Origin of the sequence: Seleniivibrio woodruffii (genome assembly GCF_029267515.1) — a bacterium.
GTDB lineage: Bacteria > Chrysiogenota > Deferribacteres > Deferribacterales > Geovibrionaceae > Seleniivibrio > Seleniivibrio woodruffii_A.
The window spans coordinates 247,099-270,346 of sequence record NZ_JAJUIS010000003.1 but is presented as its reverse complement, the minus strand read 5'-3'; the positions used below and the strand labels follow the sequence as shown (position 1 = coordinate 270,346).

The 23,248-nt window shown below is 47.4% G+C and carries 18 protein-coding genes; 8 read left to right on the top strand and 10 right to left on the bottom strand.

What is annotated here, in order from left to right; genetic code table 11:
* Positions 1-4: 4 nt before the first annotated feature.
* From Q7P67_RS05230 to Q7P67_RS05185, 10 genes are all read right to left on the bottom strand, one after another.
* Complete coding sequence (locus Q7P67_RS05230; protein ID WP_303850866.1) at positions 5-934, bottom strand: cytochrome c3 family protein; 930 nt, start codon at positions 932-934, stop codon at positions 5-7.
* Positions 921-1,793 carry a lipopolysaccharide assembly protein LapB gene (locus Q7P67_RS05225; RefSeq protein WP_303850865.1) on the bottom strand — a complete coding sequence of 291 codons (873 nt, stop codon included), beginning with the start codon at positions 1,791-1,793 and terminating at the stop codon, positions 921-923. The genes Q7P67_RS05230 and Q7P67_RS05225 overlap by 14 nt, the downstream gene beginning before the upstream one ends.
* Positions 1,790-4,909, bottom strand: a complete 3,120-nt coding sequence (locus Q7P67_RS05220; RefSeq protein ID WP_303850864.1) for a cytochrome c3 family protein — start codon at positions 4,907-4,909, stop codon at positions 1,790-1,792. Before Q7P67_RS05220 ends, Q7P67_RS05225 begins: the two co-directional genes overlap by 4 nt.
* Positions 4,906-5,787: an NHL repeat-containing protein gene (locus Q7P67_RS05215; RefSeq protein WP_303850862.1), complete on the bottom strand. Its 882-nt coding sequence runs from the start codon at positions 5,785-5,787 to the stop codon at positions 4,906-4,908. The genes Q7P67_RS05220 and Q7P67_RS05215 overlap by 4 nt, the downstream gene beginning before the upstream one ends.
* Positions 5,777-6,637 carry a cytochrome C gene (locus Q7P67_RS05210; RefSeq protein WP_303850861.1) on the bottom strand — a complete coding sequence of 287 codons (861 nt, stop codon included), beginning with the start codon at positions 6,635-6,637 and terminating at the stop codon, positions 5,777-5,779. Before Q7P67_RS05210 ends, Q7P67_RS05215 begins: the two co-directional genes overlap by 11 nt.
* Positions 6,637-7,539: a formate dehydrogenase subunit gamma gene (locus Q7P67_RS05205; protein WP_303850860.1), complete on the bottom strand. Its 903-nt coding sequence runs from the start codon at positions 7,537-7,539 to the stop codon at positions 6,637-6,639. Before Q7P67_RS05205 ends, Q7P67_RS05210 begins: the two co-directional genes overlap by 1 nt.
* A 12-nt stretch (positions 7,540-7,551) precedes the next feature.
* Positions 7,552-8,571, bottom strand: coding sequence for a cytochrome C (locus tag Q7P67_RS05200; RefSeq protein ID WP_303850859.1), 1,020 nt, complete (start codon positions 8,569-8,571; stop codon positions 7,552-7,554).
* 497 nt (positions 8,572-9,068) lie between these two features.
* The gene (locus Q7P67_RS05195; RefSeq protein WP_303850858.1) at positions 9,069-11,531 is read right to left on the bottom strand and encodes a hypothetical protein; all 2,463 of its coding nucleotides are present in this window, start codon (positions 11,529-11,531) and stop codon (positions 9,069-9,071) included.
* 512 nt (positions 11,532-12,043) lie between these two features.
* Positions 12,044-13,429 carry a sigma-54 dependent transcriptional regulator gene (locus Q7P67_RS05190; protein ID WP_303850857.1) on the bottom strand — a complete coding sequence of 462 codons (1,386 nt, stop codon included), beginning with the start codon at positions 13,427-13,429 and terminating at the stop codon, positions 12,044-12,046.
* On the bottom strand, positions 13,426-15,267 hold the full coding sequence (locus Q7P67_RS05185) for an ATP-binding protein (RefSeq protein WP_303850856.1): 1,842 nt from the start codon (positions 15,265-15,267) through the stop codon (positions 13,426-13,428). The genes Q7P67_RS05190 and Q7P67_RS05185 overlap by 4 nt, the downstream gene beginning before the upstream one ends.
* A 223-nt stretch (positions 15,268-15,490) precedes the next feature.
* Here Q7P67_RS05185 and Q7P67_RS05180 point away from each other — a divergent pair, with 223 nt between their 5' ends.
* The 8 genes from Q7P67_RS05180 to Q7P67_RS05145 are packed head-to-tail and all read left to right on the top strand — an operon-like array spanning position 15,491 to position 23,247.
* On the top strand, positions 15,491-15,904 hold the full coding sequence (locus Q7P67_RS05180; RefSeq protein WP_303850854.1) for a response regulator: 414 nt from the start codon (positions 15,491-15,493) through the stop codon (positions 15,902-15,904).
* Positions 15,888-17,099 (top strand): methyl-accepting chemotaxis protein, encoded by a 1,212-nt coding sequence (locus tag Q7P67_RS05175; RefSeq protein ID WP_303850853.1) that lies wholly within the window; start codon positions 15,888-15,890, stop codon positions 17,097-17,099. The genes Q7P67_RS05180 and Q7P67_RS05175 overlap by 17 nt, the downstream gene beginning before the upstream one ends.
* Positions 17,100-17,115: 16 nt before the next feature.
* Positions 17,116-17,460, top strand: a complete 345-nt coding sequence (locus Q7P67_RS05170) for an STAS domain-containing protein (RefSeq protein WP_303850852.1) — start codon at positions 17,116-17,118, stop codon at positions 17,458-17,460.
* A 1-nt stretch (position 17,461) separates the two neighbouring features.
* A complete protein-coding gene (locus tag Q7P67_RS05165) occupies positions 17,462-17,827 on the top strand; it encodes a response regulator (RefSeq protein WP_295225438.1) in 366 nt (121 codons plus the stop codon).
* Positions 17,828-17,830: 3 nt separating this feature from the next.
* Positions 17,831-19,900, top strand: coding sequence for a chemotaxis protein CheA (locus Q7P67_RS05160; protein ID WP_303850851.1), 2,070 nt, complete (start codon positions 17,831-17,833; stop codon positions 19,898-19,900).
* A gap of 18 nt (positions 19,901-19,918) precedes the next feature.
* Positions 19,919-21,853 (top strand): methyl-accepting chemotaxis protein, encoded by a 1,935-nt coding sequence (locus Q7P67_RS05155; protein WP_303850850.1) that lies wholly within the window; start codon positions 19,919-19,921, stop codon positions 21,851-21,853.
* 13 nt (positions 21,854-21,866) lie between these two features.
* A complete protein-coding gene (locus tag Q7P67_RS05150) occupies positions 21,867-22,376 on the top strand; it encodes a chemotaxis protein CheW (RefSeq protein WP_303850849.1) in 510 nt (169 codons plus the stop codon).
* A 10-nt stretch (positions 22,377-22,386) separates the two neighbouring features.
* Positions 22,387-23,247, top strand: a complete 861-nt coding sequence (locus Q7P67_RS05145) for a protein-glutamate O-methyltransferase CheR (protein ID WP_303850848.1) — start codon at positions 22,387-22,389, stop codon at positions 23,245-23,247.
* The last annotated feature ends 1 nt before the right edge of the window (position 23,248 follow it).

The following is a 23,248-nucleotide window of genomic DNA, read 5'->3' as shown; positions in this document are numbered from 1 at the left end:
GCCGTCACTCGGAAGCCATTCCTTCCAGAGCTTCGAGCAGATCCTTTGCTTCTTCAGGTTCGTGGCACTTGGCACAGAGCGCCTCGCGTCCGCCCTCGACGGACAGCAGTTTGTCGTTATCCGAAAAGTGGGGGCTGTGGCAGTCCGCACAGTCTATCTCTTTGTTCAGTTTCTCCACCTTAACACCAGACGTCGGATGCACCTTCATATAGCTGGTGCTGTGGATACTGGCGGAATCGTGACATTCGAAGCACAGCTCCGAAGGCGGCTTTCTCAGGTGCGTCCTGTTCGTTGATTTATGGGGAGAGTGGCATATGGTGCAGTACCCCTCTATGACGGGTGCGTGAACCATAGGCATGGTGTCTATCTTCTCCTGCATTGCCGTATGGCATTTCAGGCAGGTTTCCGCAAAAGGCTCCTTAGGAACGAAATTGTTCTCTTTTTCGTGGCAGAAAAAACACTTCGCCTCTGCGACAGGTTTGTGAACCCATGCTCCTAAGAACTTGTCACTATGGCAGTTAACACAGTCACTCAGGTTTTCGAACCTGTGACAGTTCAGACATATCTCTTTATTGGTACTTGAGTGAAATCCGTTCAGACCTTCTGTCCAGTCGGCAACCTTTGCCGCGGAATCTATCCTGTTTATAACGAATTTCTGAGCGTCCTCCCCCTGTGTGATGGTGATATTGTTAACGCCGTCGTCCAGACGCAGAATGGTCATGAGCATGTAATAGTCATTCCCCTCTTTGTCTTTGGCGCGTATAAGTTTTTTGTCCATGATGCTGCCGTTGATATCGATGCGCACGGGGAGATTGCTGTCCGCCCTGCCGATGACGTGAATATTACTGACAGCCTTCATATTCTGAGACATGGGAAAGATAATCTCCATCTTTGCCCATGCGGAGGAGGCAAACAGCAGACTACTCAGAATCAATATTATAGTTATCGGGAAGATCGATCTCGTCCGCATGTTTTTTGTCTCCATTTGCTTCATAAATAGTTTTCAAATAAAAATTAAGTTTGTTCACGGAGCTGTACTTGCCCTTGAGCTGGGTGAGTATCTCAAGCGCCTTTGCGTTATCGCCTCCGAGGTAATATGCAAGTCCTGTGTAGAATCTGCAATCGGTATCGGAACAGGTGGAAAGCACCTCAAGCGCTTTTTCCGGCGATTTAAGCCTGAGATATGTCTGACCGAAAAGGAGCTTGCCCTTGTCATCCAGCTTTGACGAGTCTATGGATTCCAGTTCGCGCAGAGCCGCATCGGTCTCTCCCTTTTTCGCAAGGAGGAGCACGAAGTTCATACGCGGAACTATTTTCTTGTAATTCTCGGCGCTCTCCGCCATTTTCAGCCTGTCGTCCAGTGCCTTAGCATCAAACTTTCCTGAAATATAGTCCAGATATATGCCGACCCTGACATTGAAACTGCCGTCGCTTGTTATAGATCCGACGAGCTTATTCTTCTTATAGAACTCCATATAGGGAAGATGCCGGTCTGTCAGCCCCTTATAGATGAAGCTCTCGTCCCTGCTGCCCCTGAACCCGTCCGCCACGCTTTCAATAGTTGAAGAAGAACCTTCTGCCCCGATACATGTGACTGCAGGGTGCGATTCACACTCCTTCAGAAAGTCCGCAAGCAGACTCACGTTAAATCTGTTGTTGCTGTCAAAATACAGCACCGCGCGGTTTTCGCCCAGCGGTTTCGACGTTTTAAAAACTGGTTTCAGTTCGTTTGCAGCAGCCTGAGAAAATATCAGCGCAGCCGCAAGTATTCCTGCCGGTATTCTCAGTTTCACTTTTGCCCCTCTATTTTTTCAAGGTTGCGCTGGATCTCAAAAAGATTTCTAAGCACCTCAGTCTCCAGCATCTTTTTGTTGAGCTGGCTTCTGTTATCCCTGAATTTCTTATCGTGGTATTTCTCAAAAAGATCCTTCGCCTGTGTCTCGCCGTGGCAGACAGAGCAGAATTTGCTTTTTACATCCTTTTTAAGGAAGCTGTTTGTAAGGTCGCCCTCAGCCGATGCGCCAGCCTCCATCGTGCCCGCTTTCCAGACGTGGGGGTTGTGGCAGCTCTGGCATGTTATGGAGCCTTCGGCGGATACCTTTCCGCTGTCGTCGAACAGGTTCTCTTTGAATTTCTCCCTGTACGGGAATATCTTGAATATCCTGTCGTGCGTTATCTTCTCAGGTATCTTCTTATAGCCCACGCCGTCCGTTTTGTGGCAGTCGGTACACATTTCAAACGAGAAGGGCGTTTTGCCGTCCTGCTTGTATGCCCACATCAGTCTGTTTTCCTTATGGAAATTGTGGGGTGTGTGACATGCGTAGCATACGTTCGCAGCAGCTTTCTTTTTATCTTTTTCGCTCAGATAGTCAAGTTTTGAAAGATTATGCTTTGTCATATCCACAAGTTTCTGGTCTGCGTGACATGCGAAGCATATATTTTTCTCGCCCATATCTCTGAGCATACCCTTCTCAGGACCGTGTGGTTCGTGGCATGTTGCACACACTATGTTTCCGTCCTGCAGGTAGATGTTCATCTCTTTTTTCGGCTTCACGTTCATCTTATGGCTGGACGTTATAGCCGTTTTGGAAGCTATGCCGTCGGTATTGTGACAGCTTGAGCATATCTTCTCGAAGTCTTTGCCGTAAGACTTGCTGAACAGATAGTAACCGCCGTCGCCGTGAACTTCGTGACAGGCGCCGCAAGTGTCGTTGGATGCTTTGAGTTTAACAACCCTGTCGGTGTTTTTCTCAAATTTCTGCACGTTGTGAGGTGAAGTCGTCAGAGTTTTCTGATCCTCGTGGCATCCCGCGCAGAAATTGCCGTTAACGGAGGTTATCTTCTTGTCAAGGAAGCTGTTCTGTATCGTGCCCTCGTCGCCCTTCTTAGGTCCGTTGTTGTGAACGGTGTGGCATGTGGAACAGTAGATATAGTATTCGCTGTCCTTCTGTGTCAGATATTTATATTTATTGTGCGCCTCTATCTTGCCCATCTTGTGTCCGCCGCTGACAGCTTTCTTGTCGGCAGCACCTTTGGGATTGTGGCAAGCGATGCAGTTATCGTCTTTTGTTTTGTATGCGTAGTCAACTGTCATCATGTTCACGTCGGTCTTGGCATTGTGAACGCTGTGGCATGATGCGCACACAGGGTCGGAGTCTTTCTTGCGCATGTCGTGATCTGTTCCAGCTATCTCCTTCTGTGTCTGGTGGCATGTGGAGCAGAAGGAATCCTGATCCGCAAATCCACCTCTGAGGAAGTCTTTGTCCAGAGTTCCTTTTTTGGACGCTTTGTGCGGGTCGTGACAGCTTACGCATGTAAAGGTTCCGTCTTTCGTGGTCTTAAAGTCGCCTGTCATTTTCATCTTGGTCTTCATATTGACAGGGTGGGAGTGTGCGCCGATGAGTTTTTTCTCGCCGCTGCCGCCCACTTTGTGACAGTCGAGACATCCGTCGTTCTCAGCAACGATAAGCAGTCTTTCGCTGTCGCTGTTGTGCACTTTGTGGCATGACAGACAGCTTTTCTCGTTCTTCTTATCGCCGTGGGACGTTTTGGCTATCATCTCTTTGTCTTTGTGGCATGTGACACAGAGTTTTCCGTTCGCCGCGTCAACACGCAGAGAGTTTTTCTCTTTGCCATGCACGTCGTGACATGTGGCGCATGTAATCTCTGTTTTACTTTCAGAGGAGCCCAGTGTGGTGAAGAAACGGACTATCTTCTGGAACAGAGGCAGTCGTTCGTCCTTCTGCATGTCTTTTTTCAGAACCTTGCCCACAGAGTGATTGAACTTTTTGGTGTCTATTATCTTTTTATTGGCTACGCCGCCTTCGGAGTGGCAGCCTACGCATCCTTTTGTAAGGAGGTCGCCGTCACCCGCGAGGCTGACAGACCAGCCGTGGGGAGCGTGGCAGCTTTGGCATGTGCCGACCTGCTGTGCGGATTTGCCGTCTTTTGTGCGGAATCCTTTAGCAGTCAGCATGTCGTGTTTGCCGCCGACGATTTCTTTCTTATTATTGTGGCACGCGTAGCAGAGCTTATTGTCGGTGTTAGCCTCAACAAGCAGTCCTTCCGCTTTCGCCTTGTGGGTGGAGTGGCATGTTGAGCAGATAACTTTGCCGTCCTTGCCGTATTTTCCGCCGTCGTTTATCATCGCCTGCATCTCAGCCTGTCTTCCGTGTTTCACGTTAACCGGGTGGTTCAGCAGTCCTTTAACATATTCGCCCGATTCGGAATCCACAACGTTTTCGTGGCAGACGCCGCAGACTTTGCCGCCCTCAAGGGGTTCTATGAGCAGCTTTTCACCTTTTGGCGAGTGGGGGGCGTGGCAGCTTTCGCAGACTACCTGTCCTTTGCTGCCGAGTTTGCCGTATCTGGACTTAACGGCAGCCGCCATTCCTTCATAACCGCTCTCAGGTGCTTTAAGGGGGTGACTGATGTTGCCGTCGTGCCCTATGTCTTTGTGGCACGCCATGCACAGTTCGGAGTTTGTGTTCTCCATACGCAGAAAGATGCTTTTATCTACCTTGTCGTTCTTGGGATCTCCGGTTGAGTGGGCGGAGTGGCATGTACGGCAGGCGATTTTACCTTTATCAAGAGGAAGATTGTTGGGAATCTTCATATGTTCGGGTATCTTGTCGGAGAGTTTGTGCATCCCGCCCGACCAGACCTTTATACGGCTGTCAGCAACAGTACCGTTGTGGCAGCTGTAGCACATCTTGCTGCTGGCAACGACCTTCTCTTTCTGATATGAAACAACCTCCGTGCCTTTCAGGTCATAGAGAAACTGGGGCATCCATTCATAGTGGCAGAAAGAACACTCTTTGGACGCGTCGGGATTGCTTTTTGTGATGTCAGCCGCATACGCTGATGCTGAAAGAACCATAAGTGTTAAAAGGAGGAGGAGCTTTTTCATTTTGCCCCCCTCAGTTCGTATACTGAAACGGATCTGCCGAAACCGTCAACAACGGCAAGGTAGCGCCCGTTTATCCTCATGTGCGTTATCGATTCGAACTTGAGTTTTTTGCCGCTTTTGTCTTTCAGAACTCCCATGTATTTACCGTCCGGATCAAAATACTGGATAACTCCTGTGAAGCCGTCGCCGACAAAAAGTATCTCACCGTTGAGCAGAGCTATGCCCGTGGGTCTGTAGAACTGACCCTTGTCTATACCCCACTGTCCGATGAACTCATAAAACTTGAAATCCTTTGTAACCTTCTGAACGCGTGTTCCGAGAGCCTCGGAAACATAGAGCACGCCCTTCTTGTCAATCGCCATCGCAAAGGGATACCAGAACTGCAGCTTTTCCTGTCCGTAGCCGCCGACAGTCGCCTCGACAGCTTTTGTTCCCATATGGGTTTTGAGTATCCGGTGGTTGTCGTTATCCGCCGAATAAACGTACCCTCCCGAAACAACAGCGTCGGTGGGGTCATATTTCCCCTTGCCGGCTCCGCCGAACGAACTGAATTTGTCCAGACCGCCCGTGAGCATGTCCAGAGTATTGTCTGTGTTATTACAGAAAAGGAAGTAGTTACCGCTTTTAACAAGGCAGGTTCCGCCTTTAAGAAAGCCCTTCTGTGTTGACCTTACGGCTTTTCCGTTTCTGTAAACCGTATACGAGCCCGTGAAGGCGTCGTATATCCCTGTGCTGGAATCGCTTTCAACCACCGCATCGGCAGGCGCTGCATTACCGCGCAACTGCACTTTATAGAGAAGTGATGCTGTCACTGTGGCAGCATCACTTATTACGGCAATATTAAAAAGCAGAAATACGGCGAATATCTTAATTTTCACTCTCTGTTCCCTCTGCAGGTTTCAGGAAATTAGGTATATAAAATTCTTTATACTTGTTCACCATGCCAACAACTTCGTTGCCGACGAGCTGATTTGCTCTCCTTTCGGGATAGCCAATCTTTTCGAAGGGCAGGTATGCCTTCGCGCGGTCGGGTGTGTGGCAGTTTTCGCAGTTGACCGCGTTTTTAAGCTCGGTCATAGGTCTGTGGATAACCTTCATTGCTGCGCTCTTCGCGGAGGGAGCCATGTTGTTCACCTGACTTTTGAACTCGTCAACGTATTTGACCATCTGGTCGTTGTCATACAGCTTGCCGCCATCCGCAGCAAGGGGCAGCAGCTTGTAAGGAGTATCTTTCAGATAAGTTGAAAGGTCTATCTTATCCTTCTGTTCACCCGTGGTTTTCTCATACCAAACGAACTTGGTGGTCATAGTATTTTCGACCTTAATGTGGCATGTTTCGCAAGCCATGAAGTATGCGTGCATGTTCAGGAAAGCCCTGACCTCTTTCTTTTTGTCGTGGGGAACGTCGCCGTGGCATGAAACGCAGAGGTTCTGCGTATCTTCGATGGCAGTCCTCTTTGTTTCGTGGAAATCATAGAGCTTGTGGCTGCTGTTGATATCCACAACGGGTGCTCCGTGTCCGCCGTCCTGACTTACTCCTGCTATCATGTCCTGATAGAGCTTGTCCTCTTTGGAAAGCCCCGCCTCGCCATGTTCGGCATGTGGCGCCTTGTGCCAGATGTGCATAACAAGTATCTCAACGATATAGCCGCAGTACACCATTATAGCTATGCCCAGAAGGCAGTATATAATTCTTTTAGGTCCGACCTTAACGTGTTGGTGAGACATTACTTATCCCCCTTGTCGTTCTTTTCGCTTTCCTGAAGGAAGCTGATCTGATCTCTTATGATGGAGAGCTTTTCCTCATCCTCCAGTTTCTGAGCTTCCTGCTGTGCATCCACGTCCACCATGAATGAGGGGTCCTTTTCAACTATCTTGTTGATTCGCGCCCATTCAACATAGTATTCGTGCTTCATCAGGTTCTCAGGCAGGTAGCCTGTGATAAACAGGTTTGAAGCGGGGAACTTGTCATAGTTAACGTGTGCGTTGTACATGTGCCAGATAAAGATAACGCTGACCGCCAGCATCGCCTCGTCTGAGTGCGCGATGTAGCTTATGTTTATCGCCCAGCCCGGCATGAATGAAGCAGCCCACACGGGGAACCACAGGAAAACGCCTGTGATGCCGAGAACGGGAATACCCCAAAACACAGCCCAGTAGTCGAACTTCTCTCTCCAGTGGAATCTTTCGTGCTTGGGTCTGTCATCGGATATAAAAAGCGCGAATTTAACAAAGTCCGCAATGTCTTTTCCGTCTTTCGCACGGGGACACATGGGAGAGTAGTAAACGAACTTGCCTAGCTCGCCCCATGAAAAGGTTCCGCTTCTCTTCGCGGGACCCCAGTAATAGTTGTAAATGTTTTTTATCAGGTAATACCAGTGATAGAAGAACAGACCGCACATGGTCACGCCTGCTATCCTGTGCAGAGTCCTTGTTACATGCAGCCCGCCGAAAAACTCAATAACGGGTTTTGCCCATTCATAGTAATGAAATTTCAGCGGGAAACCAGTGATGGTCAGCATCAGGAAAGTGGTCATGAGTATATAGTGCTGCGCCTTCTGGTTGCCTGTTATTTTCAGGTAATGTTTAGTACCATTTTTAATTTTTATCAGAGGCAGTTTTCTCATCATATCGGTACCCTCTTAGTCCTTTTTTTTGCGTCTGAGGCTGAAATTCGGGAACAGTTCTCTGATAAGTTCCAGAATCATCAGACCAAGCAGCGGATAGAATGCACCGATTGTCAGGATGGTGAATCCGAGAGCGACATAAAACTCGATAGGATAGATATCCTTGTCGATGACGGAGTGCATCCTTATCATACCGAACTGCTGGGAAGCGTTGGCATGGCAGTCTGCGTCTTCGCACGTTTTATATCTGTTGGGTTCATACGTTGCGCTTTTCGGGTTTCTCCAGCTCTGGATGTTGTGAGCGGAGTCGCCTTTTTTGACGTGGCAGTCGATACAGGTGGGTGCATGGGGCATTCCGAACTCAACAGCCTTACCATGGAAAGTATCCAGATAGGTAGCCGCGGCGTTCTTCATTTTATGTTTTGTCGCCATTTCCTCTCTGGAGTGACATTTGCTGCATGTTTTAACAACGTCCTCTGAAGGGGCAAGGTTTTTTATCCTGTGCGTAACGTGGTTGAAAAAATACTTATAGTCGATGTTGTTGTCGTGGCAGACAGCGCATTTCTGCAATACGCGCTCTTTGTGCCTCGCTTCGTCAACAGACTCCACGTCGCCGGGGTCAAACCTGTATGTCGGGTTTTTATGGCAGTTTGTACAGCTGGGAAAATCCTCAACTATGCGAGCCCTGACATCGGGATTGTCCGGGTTGTGGATACTTTTTTTAAGCGTTTCCACGATCTTTTTGTGGGAAAAAGGCTTTTCCGAACCGGCGTTGTTGATGTGACACTCAGTTGAACAGTCAACAGGCTTCATCTCTTTGTGGGGGATCTCTTTGATATCGACGTGGCAGCCGGTACACTTGACTTTTGTGTGGACAGTGTGGGCATAGTTTTCCGAATCGACATAAAAAACTCTGAGATAACCTTCGTCATTGACTCGTGTCAGACCGGGGTATTTGTGACACATCATGCAGTTTTCACCATCCGTGACCGCTGCCTGTGCCGATGCGCAGGTTACAAAGAGACTGAAGACCATGACGGCAATAAAACAATATATTCTCATCATCAGCTCCAAAATATAGATGATTAAACCAGACTTTCGGCAAAATCTGTTAAGCTCTTGTCTCCCCCTCAAAGAAATAGATTAAGAGGATTTACATTATATACCAATAAAATCCATCCCAGCCCTCCATTACGAAAGGAGGGGGGCAAGAAACATTATCATGCACTTTGCCAGCCAGTCGTTTAACACAGCCTAAAATGCGGCTATTGCCATAGACTAGAATAGGTTCTGGTTATTGTCAACATAAGATAGGCACACTTGTGCCATAAATTGTAAATTTTATCAAGATGCAGAAATCTGAATATTCAGAAAATGTTACAGGATATTTTTAGTATGATTTTTGTGAAGTTTAAAAGAATTTGTTTTATTCTTAATTTATTATTGAATTAACAATATATAAAAAAGCTCCGTGCCGAAACACGGAGCTTTAAAATTTACTTACTAAAAGTCAGAAACTCTTAATAAGATTGTTATTTGATGCCAAGTAGTTCAAGTGCCTTATTAAGAACAGTTGCATAGGGAGCTACTGTTGTATCAACAAGGTATCCGTTTGAACCGGCATGTGCTCTCAGAGCATAAGCCTCAGTGGCTGCTACTGAGTTATAAGTAGCAATGATCTCTTCCTGATCAGCAATCTCGTCTTCTTTAGCTGCAATTGCTGTTGCATTAGGAGTAGTTGCCGCTTCAAGAACCGCAAGTTCAGCTTCAAGAGTTTCGAGTGTTTCAGTCAGCTGAAGCATTGATTTGCCTGTAGCGTAATCCACCGCACCTGTGGTTGTATTCCTGGGTCTTACATACTGATATGCAACGTGGCAAGACAGACATGCTATAGAAGCAGGACCGGTTGTTGCTTTAGATGTACCAAGCGTTCCAACAACACCACCAAGTGATTTTGTCTGGTTGGGCACACTATAGGTTCCAGCATCGTGACATGCACTACAGTCAGCCATAGTGTTAGGATATCCAGTAACAAGTATTTCACCTGTGCCAGAGTCAGCCTGACCTTCGTGTACTGCGTGTACATAAGATTTCAGTGACCTTGACTGCTGAGCATAGTGTCCTGCTGAGCTTGTGGGGTTGTGACATATTCTACAAGCAATTGCATTGCCTATAGCTGTGTGTCTTCCGGCGTGCAGAAGAATATTATCGTGACAGTTAGAGCATTTTGCATCATTTGCAATAGCTGTACTGGAAGTAAGAGCGCCTGTTGAAAGATTAAAATCTTTAGTAACGCTTGTTACTTTTGCTCCGACGCCATCAACAAGAGGAGCACCGATAATACCGATGATACCCTTTGTTGAGCTAGGTGTAAGAGTTCCTATTTTTGTCGAACTAAGAGGCACAACAGATGTGGCAACTTTATCAGATCCAAAAGTTGTTACACTCCATATAGTAGTTGTGCTTGCGTTATAGTATGAGTCGTAGCCAATAATATCGTTTGTGCCTGCGGCATAGTAACCAACGAGCAGCCAAACACCATCAACAACAGGGTCTGTTGAGGGAGCGGTGTGGATAAAAAGAGGTTTACCTGTGGTTGCTGTTTTAAGAGAAAGGTCATATTTAGTGTCATCATTAGGGTTATAAGCATACCATTTAATAGTAGCCTTACCATCTGCAACAGTTACACTGTCGATTTTGTATGCGATTGTTTCTGCAAGAGCATTTTCTTTGCTTTTGCCACTGTGGAAGTCTGTGATTGTATGGCAATCAGAGCAATCCTGCCCATTGGTAACAACCATAGTTTTGTGAGTTGAAACAATTGTTCCTGTCCTTCCGGCTTTAGCAAAAATATCTTCGATAACTTGTTCTTTCACATCATCAGCATCATAGCTTGCGCTTGCTGTGTCAAAAGGATCTATATCCCCTCTATGACAAGTCTGACAAAGTGTTATTGATGCGGGTTGTGACATAACAGAAGCAACAAGGTTGCCAGAACCATCCTTATGGCAAACAACGCAAGAAGTCATATCTGCAGGATAATCTGCTTCAAATTCATCATATGTTGTAACACCGCTGCTAGTGGAAGATTTTACAAATTTACCATCAGGCATGTTTTTAGAATTGTGAATACCGTGAACATATCTCGTCAGACGATGACCTGAGTCATTGTATGAGTGGCAAGTCACACAGTTCTCAACTCCAACAGGAAGATATCCGTCACCTTGATTATCCTCCCCGTTTGTTCCGTGGTGACCTTGTTTAAATACGTAATCTCCATGGCATCTAATACAGCTATCATTACTAACCCATGCGTCTCTAGCAGCATCGCCGCTAGCAGGGAAAGCCATTACATTACTGATTGGTTCATACTCACCTATTTCGAAAATGAGTTGCGAACGACCTTTAGATGTCGCAAAAGCGAATGCTTCTCCGCCAGTTGTAGTAATGTTGGTCTCAGCATTTGCAAGGGTAACAGTATAAGTTCCTGCAGTAGCAGTTTCAACAACTGTAACATCAGCTGCCCAATAAGCCGTACTGGAAGTTATACGTGCACGCTTAAGATCTGTTGCACCATCATACATTACGTAGATTGTGGCAAGTTCAGTTTTAGTAAGTCCTGTAATAGGCTCTCCCTCAGCATCTTTTACAACCGCAGTAAGAACAAGAGAACCACCTGTAACAGGAGCAGTCATAGTGGCAGCAACTGTAGGGTGTTCTTCAGGTTGGTGAATTGATGCAGCATCATGGCAAGTGCTGCAAGACTCTGTCTTAACAGAGCTTACCTTAAGGTCAGCCTGAAGAGCCGCGATAGCCGCTTCATATTCTGCGATGGTGATAAGACCGGCATCAAGCTGAGCCTGAAGTTCTGCTATCATAGCAGACGCATCAGCATCTGAGCCGGGAGCACCGTCAGAGCCGTCGTCGCCGCAACCTACGAGCATAAACGCGCAGGTGAAAGCGAGCATCAAAAGAAATAAAATTCTTTTCGACATAAATTTAGCCTCCTTTTGCTTTATGTCAAATACCGCCTGTCGCACACAGCCTTGATTCTGAAATAAACGCCGTATACAAGCAGGTTTTTTGCTTAATCAAAACATTAAATTTACACGGTCATTACTTTTTTTACAGAGTATACCAAATAAAATTCAGATGTCAAATATAACTTAACTAATTCAAATTGGCATATGCCCATAATTTTTAACCCAGCACAGTAAATTTAGCCTGTAACCATAAATATTAAACATTAAAATTATTATTTATCAGTAAGTAACCAACATGGATTTCCATATATTAATTTTATTGAATATTTATATACTGAGCAGACTATTTTTAGTGGTTTAGTTTTACTGAATTTATGGCATTTACAATAAGTACAATATATGCTGATTGACGAATATATGAATAAAAAATATCTGTATTTTTTCAATCACAGACACCTTTGAACAGATAATAAGCTGAGGTTATTGAAAGGAAAGAAATTATGAATTTCGGAACAGGCTGAAACTCAATCTGCTTTTAGACGTTTATGAAGCGCCTGACGGGTTATCCCTAAAAGTTTTGCCGCCGAACTTATATTGCCGTCGGACTCTTTCAGGGCATATTCCACAGTGTAATGTTCAATCTCCTTTAAAGTAGGGAAATCACCGAAATATGAAAAAGTGTGTCCGGAAGAGCCTTGCGCGGACGCAGACCTGATACCGTGTCTGCTGAAAAACGCGGCGGCATCACATTCCGAAGGTTTTCTTCCGCTGAAAACCATTGCCATGTCGGACATGACAGCCTGCAACTGGCGGACGTTTCCCTGAAAATCACAGTTTTTCAGCGTCCTTATTATGTATGCAGGCAAGTGGTCTGCGCGCTCCATGCCCACCTCTTTAAGAGCTTTGTTATAAAACATCAGAGCAAGATGCTCTATATCCCCGGCTCTGTCTCTCAGAGGCGGAATCTCTATCCTGTGTGTGGTGAGCCTGTAAAAAAGATCCTGCCGGAACTTTCCCGCCTGCACCCTTTCTTCAAGACCGGCGTTAGTGGCAGCAACTATACGGACATTCGCTGTTATATATTTATCAGAACCGAGAGGTGAATAGACCTTTTCCTGTAAAAGCCGCAGCAGCTTGACCTGTGCACTCTCCGCCATGTCGCCAATCTCGTCAAGAAAGAGCGTTCCGCCCTCCGCGGCAGCAACAAAACCCTGTCTGGGTTTGTCCGCACCGGTAAATGCGCCCTTAACATGCCCGAAGAGAGTATCGGAAAACATGGTGTCGTCCAATCCGGCTACGTTTACAGGGGCAAAAAGCCCTTTGCGCAAGCTGCATTCATGTACAGCGCGGGCAAAAAGCTCTTTTCCGACTCCAGTTTCGCCTGTGATGAGCACCGGAAAACTGCTTTTAGAAACCGATTCAATATATCTGAAAACCTCTTTCATCTTCCCGTCTGAGGTTATTATACCGTGGAAATCCGCAACATCAGGGTTTTCCTCAAAGCGCATGGCGCTTCTCAGTGCATTTATCTCCATGTGCATCTGGTTTGCATTCACTGCTGCATGGTATGCCGCGGCAAACCTTTCGCTGTCCAGAGGCTTCACAAGAAAATTGAGGGCTCCCTTATGAATACAGCGCACAGCCGTGCTGACGTCGTTGTTCCCCGTAACTATTATGACCGAGGCGGCGGGATGCTTCTTCTTTATCAGCTCAAGAAGTTCCTCGCCAGTATGATAGGGCATCTGTAAATCCACAAATACTATCATCGGGTTTATATTGTCTATATTCCCTGCAAACTCTCTGGGATCGTTGTATATGGTGTAATCGGTGATTCCGCTGCGCTTCATAAAGATGGCATAGGAATCGGTTATCATCTTCTCGTCATCAATGATAAAAACTCCTGAAATCATACAGAGGCACCTGTCGGAACCGTTATTTTGACGATAGTGCCTTTGTTTCTTTCAGATGACACGTTCAGAGTGCCTTTATGGTCCTGAATGATTGTATAGGCTATCGAAAGTCCAAGTCCTGTGCCGCCCTCTGCCTGTTTCGTTGTAAAGAAAGGTTCAGTGATGCGCTGAATATCCTCTTCGCGTATACCTACTCCGCAGTCTTTAACCTCTATTACGACGTCCTCTCCCTGTCTGCGGCAGTGGACTGAAACCGGTAGATGCCTGCCTGGAGTGGCTTCCAGAGCATTCATTATGATATTTATAAATACCTGCTCCAACTTCTGGCTGTTTCCCATAACAAGGGGCAGGTCGTGTTCTATATCCTCTGCGAAACAGTCCGTGCTTTTGTTTATCTTATGCGCAAGGATGTGGATTGCAGCTTTCAGCGGCTCTTCAACGGAAATAAGCTGATGCGCTGCGATTGTATCCTGTCTGGCGAAACTTTTAAGATCCAGCACAATGTCCCGTATCCTTTCAGAACCTTTGTATATACCCTCCAGAAGCTGCATCATATCGCCCTTCGCTTCGAAATACGGTGTGTTGCCGACCATGGGTTCCCCTGTCTCCTCGGTAATATCATCAATCAGCGCCATAAAATCGTTTATGTACTCTTTTATTATAGAGCAGTTGAACATTATAAAATTATTGGGATTGTTAAGCTCGTGCGCAACGCCGGAGACCAGTGTGCCCAGTGCAGCCATCTTGTTTGTCTGTATCATGCGCATTTTAAGTTCTTTCTCGACGTTCTCAAAACGCACTTTCTCAGAAACGTCCTCTATATCTATAATGAGAAACCGTGTATCCCCTTCCGATATCAGGTCGCCGCGGAAATCTGCGGTAAAAGCCCTTCCGGAACGGCTGATCTGTTCTATTCTGGGAAGTTCAAAATATGTCTGACCTTCGGCAAGCTCTGCAATTTTCTGCGCGGCATCAGCACCAATGAGCGCTGAAACAGGCAGTCCTTCAGCATCGGAAGCGAGAGAGTAAAGCCTCATGAGAGCTTCGTTGCAGTCTTTTATCACAAGGTCTCCGCAGGATGCGATAAGCCCGGGAATATATTTCTTTTTGAAAATGCTGGTGAATTTTTTCTCAGCGATATTCAGCTCGGTTTTAAAAAGCTCAGTCTGGGTTATATCGGTGAGAGTTATGATGCTCCCGTCACGGAACCTGCTCACGCCAATGACTGCGGTTTTCTTTTCCATGCCGTTGTCGAGACAGATAACCGAAGAATAGGTGCCGTGGGTATAGCCTCCGAGTATGTTTCTGATATTAACCCCCATACCGCAGTCGGGCACACCTGTTATGCGGCAGAAGGTATCGTTAACCAGAGTGATGAAATAGTCGGCATTAATGACAGCGATACCGTCCGATGTGTGTTCCAGAACGCTCTGAACAAGCTCGCTCTTCTCTTTTGTGGTGCGCTCCAGTTCAATCCTTGTAAAAGAAAGCGATACGGTGGCAAGCAGAGACTGGGAGGTAAAGGGTTTAATGATGTAGCCGTACGGAGAGGTGGTCATCGACCTGCTTATGGTGGCAGGGTCGGAATAACTCGTTATGTAAACAACCGGAATTTTTTTATCTTTATGTATCCGGCTGACAAGCTCTATGCCGTCAACAGAGGACTTCAGACTGATGTCCATCAGTATGAGATCAGGGGTCTCCTTTGCCAGAATGGCAAAAGCCTCCTCATCGTCAACAGCAAGCCCGATAACAGCATAACCGCTGCGTTCCAGTCTGGAAGCGATATCCAGACCTATCACAGCCTCATCTTCAACAACAAGTATCCTTTTCGACATATAAGCCTCAAACCAAAATAAACACGGTGCATGTATAATTTTTCATTACAAAAACGCTGGTGTCAACTTTATTTTACAGCACGAAAGTATTGTTTATAGGTTAGTTAGCCATATTTGTTTAATCGTGTCAACTTTGTTTAACATCCGTATATTTAACCCGAAAGTGAAACATATTATTTATCAGCATATTATATCTTGGCACAAACATTGCGTATAATTCACCATGAGAAAAAAAGTGCTTTTAATAGACGATGAAGAACAATTCAGAAACAGCGTGAAAATCGCCCTTAAAAGGGAGGGTATCCACGTCACGGACGAGCAGGACGGTTCCGACGGACTCAGGAACATCATCCTGAGCATGGCGACAGGAAACCTTTATGATCTCATAATTCTGGACATAATGATGCCCGGACTGACAGGCATAGACATACTCGAATTTTTCATTCAGAACGAAGTCGATGTGCCCGTGATAGTTGTTACGGGATACATGGACTACGATCTCAGATTCTTCTGTTCCCATATCAAAAAAATAACAGTGATGGAAAAACCTTTCAGTCACGACAAGCTGGTCGGTCAGGTGCTTGCGATGCTGAAAAACTCTGACCTGCACGGAGGCTCCGATGCTGTTTACCAATAAGAATATTACTGTTGCCGTTGCTGTCATGGCGCTGACACAGGCAGCCGTGCTTAACATTGATTATGTTCTGCTCCGCTGGATTTTCAGTGCGGTTCTGTCAGTTGCTGCGGCTGTAATCTTAAAACTGGCGGCGAAAGGTTCCGACAAAGCCGTCGCAGATGCCGCCGAAAAAGCCAGAGAAGGTTTCACGGAATCAATCAGAACAAACAGCGCTCCGGTGAGCAGGGTTCTGACAGACTATGCGGCGCTCCTGACGGTTTTTCAGGAACAGTTGAAAAGCGTCAATTCAGACAGTGAAGATGCGTCAAACGTAATCAGCGGCAGCTTTGCAGACATAGTTGATAAAGCGATGAACCAGTCGCAGATGGCGGGTGACGCTCTGGGCAGCTTCACAGGAGAGGACGGCGACAGTCAGGGATTTGTCCAGACAAGCAGACACACTCTGATAAGCGTAATTACAGAGATGCAGAGAATTGGTGAATACGCGACACGCTCGAACGCCGACCTTAACAAGGTGATGGCGGAAGTTGAAAACATAAGGGTAATCGTCGCAAACGTCGGCTACATAGCCGACCAGACGAATCTTCTGGCGCTGAACGCAGCTATAGAGGCGGCGCGTGCAGGAGAGCACGGACGCGGTTTCGCTGTTGTTGCCGACGAGATACGCAAGCTCTCGGAAAAATCAAACCAGTTCGCAACAGAGATAAAAAAAGCTGTGGACAGTATTTCCGGCAGAGTGAGAACCATTCACAACCAGTCGGCAAAAGAGGTTGAAACAATCTCAGAAGTCACTGCAAATGCTCACGCCGACGTAGACGGAACACTGAACAGACTGGACGGCGCCATCGAACGTTCACAGGACATCATTTCGCGTCTCCAGCAAAGCTCCATGCAGCTTGCAGAAGAAATAAACGCAATGGTGGTTTCCATGCAGTATCAGGATATTAACAGACAGCGCATTGAACACGTTATAGACCCTCTGGATATAATGAAGAACGATCTGGATACCATCGCGGCAGGGCTGAAAAACATAACGGAACCGGGCAACAGGCTGAACGTGAGAGAGCTTACGGAGCATCTGAACAGAATATACACAATGGAATCGGAACGGGCGCTGATAAACACCGGCTCCGCAGGAAAACCTGCAAAAGGCACCGGAAGACACAGACCCGACGACAATGTTGAACTTTTTTAAATCATTGAGGTGACTTATGAACATACAACTTGACAAGACAGAGAACACAGGGAACGCAGTCATGACCCTTTCAGGCGACATGACGGTTGAACACGCGGCAGAGCTGTGTTCCGCCCTGAAAGAGGCGGCAGAACAGCAGTTGGACGTTGACGTTCAGGTTGAAGAAATAGAAAGCGTTGATATGACTTTTTTTCAGCTTATGTGCAGCGCACACAGAACCTTTACAGCGAACGACAGGCAATTCGTTCTGAAACAGGGAAAAAACAGTCTGCTTTCAAAAGGTGCGGCATCCGGCTTTATCCGCCACAAAGGATGCTCAAGGGATAAATTCCACACATGCACAATGGTAATGGAGAACTGATATGGCAAAGACAATACTCACAGTGGACGACTCCGCCAGCATCAGACAGATGGTAAAATTTACGCTTACTAAAGAAGGATATAACATAATCGAGGCATCAGACGGCAAGGATGCGCTCGCAAAAACAGGCGGCTCGAAGATCGACATGGTGGTAACCGACCTCAACATGCCCAACATGGACGGCATCACCCTGATAAAAGAGCTTCGGGCTAAGCCTGAATTTCGCTTCACCCCGATAATAATGCTCACCACAGAGTCGCAGGACTCTAAAAAGATGGAGGGCAAGGCGGCGGGAGCAACAGGCTGGATAGTGAAACCTTTTCAGCCGGAACAGCTCGTTACGGTTACAAAAAAAGTTCTGGGGTGACATATGTCAGCAGACGTGCATCAGGAAGTATTCATTCAGGAGGCGACTGAACTTCTTCAGGAACTGGAAGAGTCGCTGCTTGAGCTGGACGACAACCGTGAAGACATGGAGCTTGTTGCGCGGGTATTCCGCGCCATGCACACCATCAAAGGTTCCGGCGCCATGTTCGGCTTTGAGAACATAGCCGCTCTGGTGCACAGCATAGAAACGTCGTACGATCTGGTGCGCAACGGCAAACTCGGCATAACCAAGCCCATGCTGGACTACTCGCTGAAAGCGTGCGACATCATAAAGGAGATGCTGACAGATCCGGCGATGAAGGCAGATTCACCCCTTGCGCTGGAGATATCTGCATTTTTCACGGAAACAGGCGGTCAGGCACCGGCTAAAAAAGTGCACGAACCCGTCTCAAAAGAGGCACTGCTGGTCAGACAGAACCTCACAACCTTCCGTATCACTTTCAAACCGTCACCTGAAATACTCCTTTACGGCTCAAACCCTGAGCTTCTGGTGAAAGAGGTGGCGGCGCTCGGCGAGGCAAGCGTCTCGGCACTGACGACCCACATGCCCGACCTAAACAGCATAGAACCGGAGAAATGCTATACATACTGGGAGATAATCCTTACCACTGACAAATCAGAGAATGATGTCCGCGATGTCTTTATCTTCGTTCAGGACGAAAGTGAGATAAATATCAACATCATAGACGATTTCACCGGAGGCGGCGACAATCTGAAACGGATCGGTGAAATACTCCTTGAAAAGGGAGATATCAACAATGAAGACCTGACGGCGCTCATGGACGAACGCAAGCTCATCGGCGAGGTCATGGTTGAAAAGGGACTGGTTTCACAGGACGCTCTGGACGCGGCTCTTACAGAGCAGCAGCACGTCCGCCAGATACGCGAACAGAAAGCGGCGGCAGAGAACATCTCCTCCGTTCGGGTGCCTTCCGAAAAACTGGACTTCCTCGTCGATCTCGTTGGCGAGCTTGTAACAGTACAGGCAAGACTGAGCCAGATAGCCGTTAAAGAGAACAATCAGGAAATGCTCAAGGTCGCCGAAGAAGTGGAAAGACTCGTATGGGAACTGCGGGACAACACCATGAGCATCCGTATGCTTGAAATAGGCTCAACGTTCAGCAAATTCAAAAGGCTGGTGCGCGACCTCTCCGCTGAACTGGGCAAGGAGATAGAGCTTGTCACCCACGGCGGAGAAACGGAGATAGACAAAACTGTCATAGAAAAGCTGGGCGACCCGCTGGTGCACCTTATCCGCAACAGTATTGACCACGGCATCGAAACGCCGCAGGAACGCATCGCGGCAGGCAAAGAGGAGAAAGGACACATCATCCTTTCCGCAAATCATTCAGGCGACAGTGTTTTAATTGAGATATCCGACGACGGCAAAGGTATCGACAAAGCAGCCGTTCTTAAAAAGGCGAAAGCGAAAGGGCTGGTGTCAGAGGGCACGGAACTTTCTGACAAGGATGTGTTCGACCTTATCTTCGCTCCCGGATTTTCCACCGCAGAAAAAGTTTCCAGCGTATCCGGCAGAGGCGTGGGGATGGACGTTGTGCGCAGGAATATAGAAGCTCTGCGCGGCACCATAGATATCGCCAGCGTTCAGGGCAAAGGCACGAACATAACCCTTAAACTGCCGCTGACACTCGCAATCATAGACGGACTTCTGGTGGTTATAGACGATCAGTTTTTCATAATTCCTCTTTCCATAGTAAATGAATGTATCGAGTTTAACGAAGCGGCACACAGAAGCAGTTCAGGACGGCGGATTATCATGGTCCGAAACGAACTGATACCATACATCCACCTGCGCAGCTTTTTCAACATACAGAGCGAAGCGCCTGAAATTCAGCAGATAGTGATAATCGAGTTGGACGGCAGACGTGTTGGCTTTGTAGTTGACAGCGTGGTAGGAGACCATCAGACGGTCATAAAATCACTTGGCAAGGCTTTCAAAGACATAGAGTGCATATCAGGCGCGTCCGTTCTGGGCGACGGTTCCGTAGCGCTCATTGTGGACGTTCAGAAAATATACACAGGAATCGAATAATTTTTATCGGGGGCAAACATGCTGAAGAATCTCAAACTTGGAATGAAGCTGTTCATCGGCTTCGGGTTACTCATCGTCCTCATTCTCCTATCAGGATACATGGGGTTCAGCGGACTGAAAAACGTTCAGAACCGTGCAACAAACAGCAACGATCTGAACCGGATTGAAAAGCTCGTTCTGGAATCCAGACAGCAGGAGAAAAACTTTATACTGCGCAAGGATTTCTCTGCGGCAGAGCTTTTGAACAAAAAAGCGCAGGAGATAACCGCCACTGCCACGGCTCTTAAAGACCGCTTTCAGGATCCTGTGAACAAAAAACAGATGGACGACATAATGTCGAATGCAGACTCATACATCAAATCTTTCGACAAATATGTCGCCCTTGAAAAAGACAAAATAGCCCTTATGGGTGACGTGAACAGTCATTCAGCAGAGGCTATAAAGCTCTCCGACAGAGCGATGGCAACATACAACTCTTTAGAAGCCCAGAAGGTCATCAGTGAATTTCTGAAGGTCAGGCTTGCCGGAAAAGAGTTTATAATCTCCCACAAAGACGAATACTTACAGCAGTATGAGGATAACTTCGAGCAGACTGCCGAAACAGCACGCGCGCTTTCGGTTCAGCACCCCGGCGAACTGACATCCAGTCTTGTAAAGCAGCTCGGCGAATACAAGACCGCCATCGACTCATACTTTGTAAAGACAAAGGAACAGATAGAGATAGAAAAGACACTTATCGAGAACGCCCGTTCTGCAATGGAAGTCGTATCCCTGACTGTTGATGATCAGAAGGAAAAAATGATGAGCGAGATAGCAAGCGCTATAACTATGATAGTTATTTTCGCAGTTGTCGGGATAGCGCTGGGACTTTTCATAGGATTTCTGCTCACAAAAGCCATAACTGGTCCTCTTTTCAAGGGTGTAAACTTTGCTTTACAGCTCTCAGACGGTAATCTTGACGCGCAGCTTGACGTAAACCAGAAAGACGAGGTCGGACAGCTTGCGAACGCTCTTAGGGATATGGTTGGAAAACTCAGAAGCATAATCACCGACGTGCGCACTTCCGCAGACAACGTTGCCTCAGGTTCAAGGGAACTCTCAAGCGCGGCGCAGGATATGTCGCAGGGCGCAACAGAACAGGCGGCAAGCGCGGAAGAGGCATCGGCATCCATGGAAGAAATGGCTTCCAACATCAACCAAAACGCAGATAATGCACTGCAAACCGAAAAAATAGCTCTGAAAGCGGCTGGCGATGCCAAAGAGGGCGGAGAGGCAGTTCAGCAGACTGTCAAAGCCATGAAAGAGATAGCGGACAAGATTTCCATCATTGAAGAGATAGCGCGCCAGACAAACCTTCTCGCGCTCAACGCGGCTATAGAGGCGGCAAGAGCTGGCGAGCACGGAAAAGGCTTCGCGGTTGTCGCCGCGGAGGTTCGCAAACTCGCAGAACGCAGTCAGGAAGCGGCTGGCGAAATAAGCGAGCTTTCGTCTTCAAGCGTGGCGATAGCCGAGCGCGCGGGGCAGCTTCTCAGCCAGATACTGCCGGATATACAGAAAACGGCTGAACTGGTTCAGGAGATAACCGCGGGCAGCAGCGAAATGCGTACAGGCGGCGAACAGATAAACACTGCTATCCAGCAGCTCGATCAGGTTATCCAGCGCAACGCGGGCGCATCCGAAGAGATGGCGGCAACGGCGGAAGAACTTTCCAGCCAGTCCGAGGCACTTCAGCACGCGGTATCCTTCTTTAAAATGAAGGGGGACACAAACTTCAGCGCCAAATACGCATCGCTGACAAAGAAGGCGGTAAAACCTGCACTGACAGCGAAACATATAGAAAAGCCGACCATGAGCGCCAATAAATCCGCAGGCAAAAAGGACGGAGAAGGGATACATCTCGACCTTTCCGACGGTAAAAAGGATAACCTCGACCTAGATTTTGAAAGTTTCTGACAGGGGGAGAACCATGGAAGAGAACACAGCCGTAAAAAACGGCACCTCATGTCAGGTTCTGACATTCAGACTGGCGGAAGAGGTCTACGGAGTTGACATCATGTCAGTCCGCGAGGTTATGGATTTCGCGGGCGTAACAAAGGTTCCCCATACTCCTGATTTCATGGTGGGGGTAATAAACCTTCGCGGGAATGTGGTGCCTGTCGTTGACCTGAAAAAGAAATTCCGCATGGGCGCAACGGAACGCAGTGTAAACACGTGCATCATAATCGTTGAAATGCAGATAGATGGCGAATCCACCATTCTCGGCGCACTGGCGGATTCCGTGCAGGAGGTTGTGGAGTTCGAAGACAGTGTTATCGAGGATGCGCCAAGAATCGGCACACAGCTCAACACCGCCTTCATCGCCGGAATGGCGAAGCGCGAAAGCGGGTTTGTGATAATTTTAAACGTTAACGCCGTATTCTCCATGAACGAGCTGTCTGCCATAGCACAGCCGGCTGCGGAAGAACACGCGGAGTAGGTTACGGAAAATGGATGCGGAACTGCACTGCGATATTTACAGCCAGAAACTGACATCCGATGAATTTGGCATTATCCAAACATATATACAAGACAAGTGCGGAATAAGACTGCCTTTGACCAAAAAAGATATGGTCGAAGGCAGACTCCGCAAGCGACTCAAAGCTCTTCACCTTTCGACATACGGGGAATACATTGCGCTGGTTTTCAACAGCGCAGACCCCGGTGCCGAAAGGGAACAGATGAACCTCATCGACACCATCACAACAAACAAAACAGACTTTTTCAGAGAACCGAATCATTTTGAATTTCTGACTGAAAGGCTTCTGCCACAACTGGAAAAGAACGGGCTGGGCACTGAACGCACACTTAACGTGTGGAGCAGCGCCTGTTCAACTGGTGAGGAACCGTACACCCTTGCCATGGTTCTTGCGGAACATTTCGGGCTTAAAGGCAATTTCCGCGTATATGCCAGCGACATAAGCTATTCCGTTCTGGAACGGGCTGTTAAAGCCGTTTACACAACAGAAAAAGTGTCCGATATACCTGATCAGTTTAAGAAAAAATATATGCTCCGATCAAAGGATTCCGCATCGGGACTCGTACGCATAAAGCCTGAACTGAGGCAAAAGGTCTCTTTCGGCAGGCTTAACCTTATGAACGAAAGTTACAACCTTCCTGTTGAAATGAACGTGGTTTTTTGCAGGAATGTGATAATATATTTTAATCATCAGACCCAGTATGAAATAATAGGGAAAATATGCAGTAACATGGTGCGCGGCGGATATCTGTTTCTCGGACATTCCGAATCCGTGCACGGGATGGAACTGCCTCTGAATACGGTGGCACCCACTGTTTTTTTCAGGATATGAT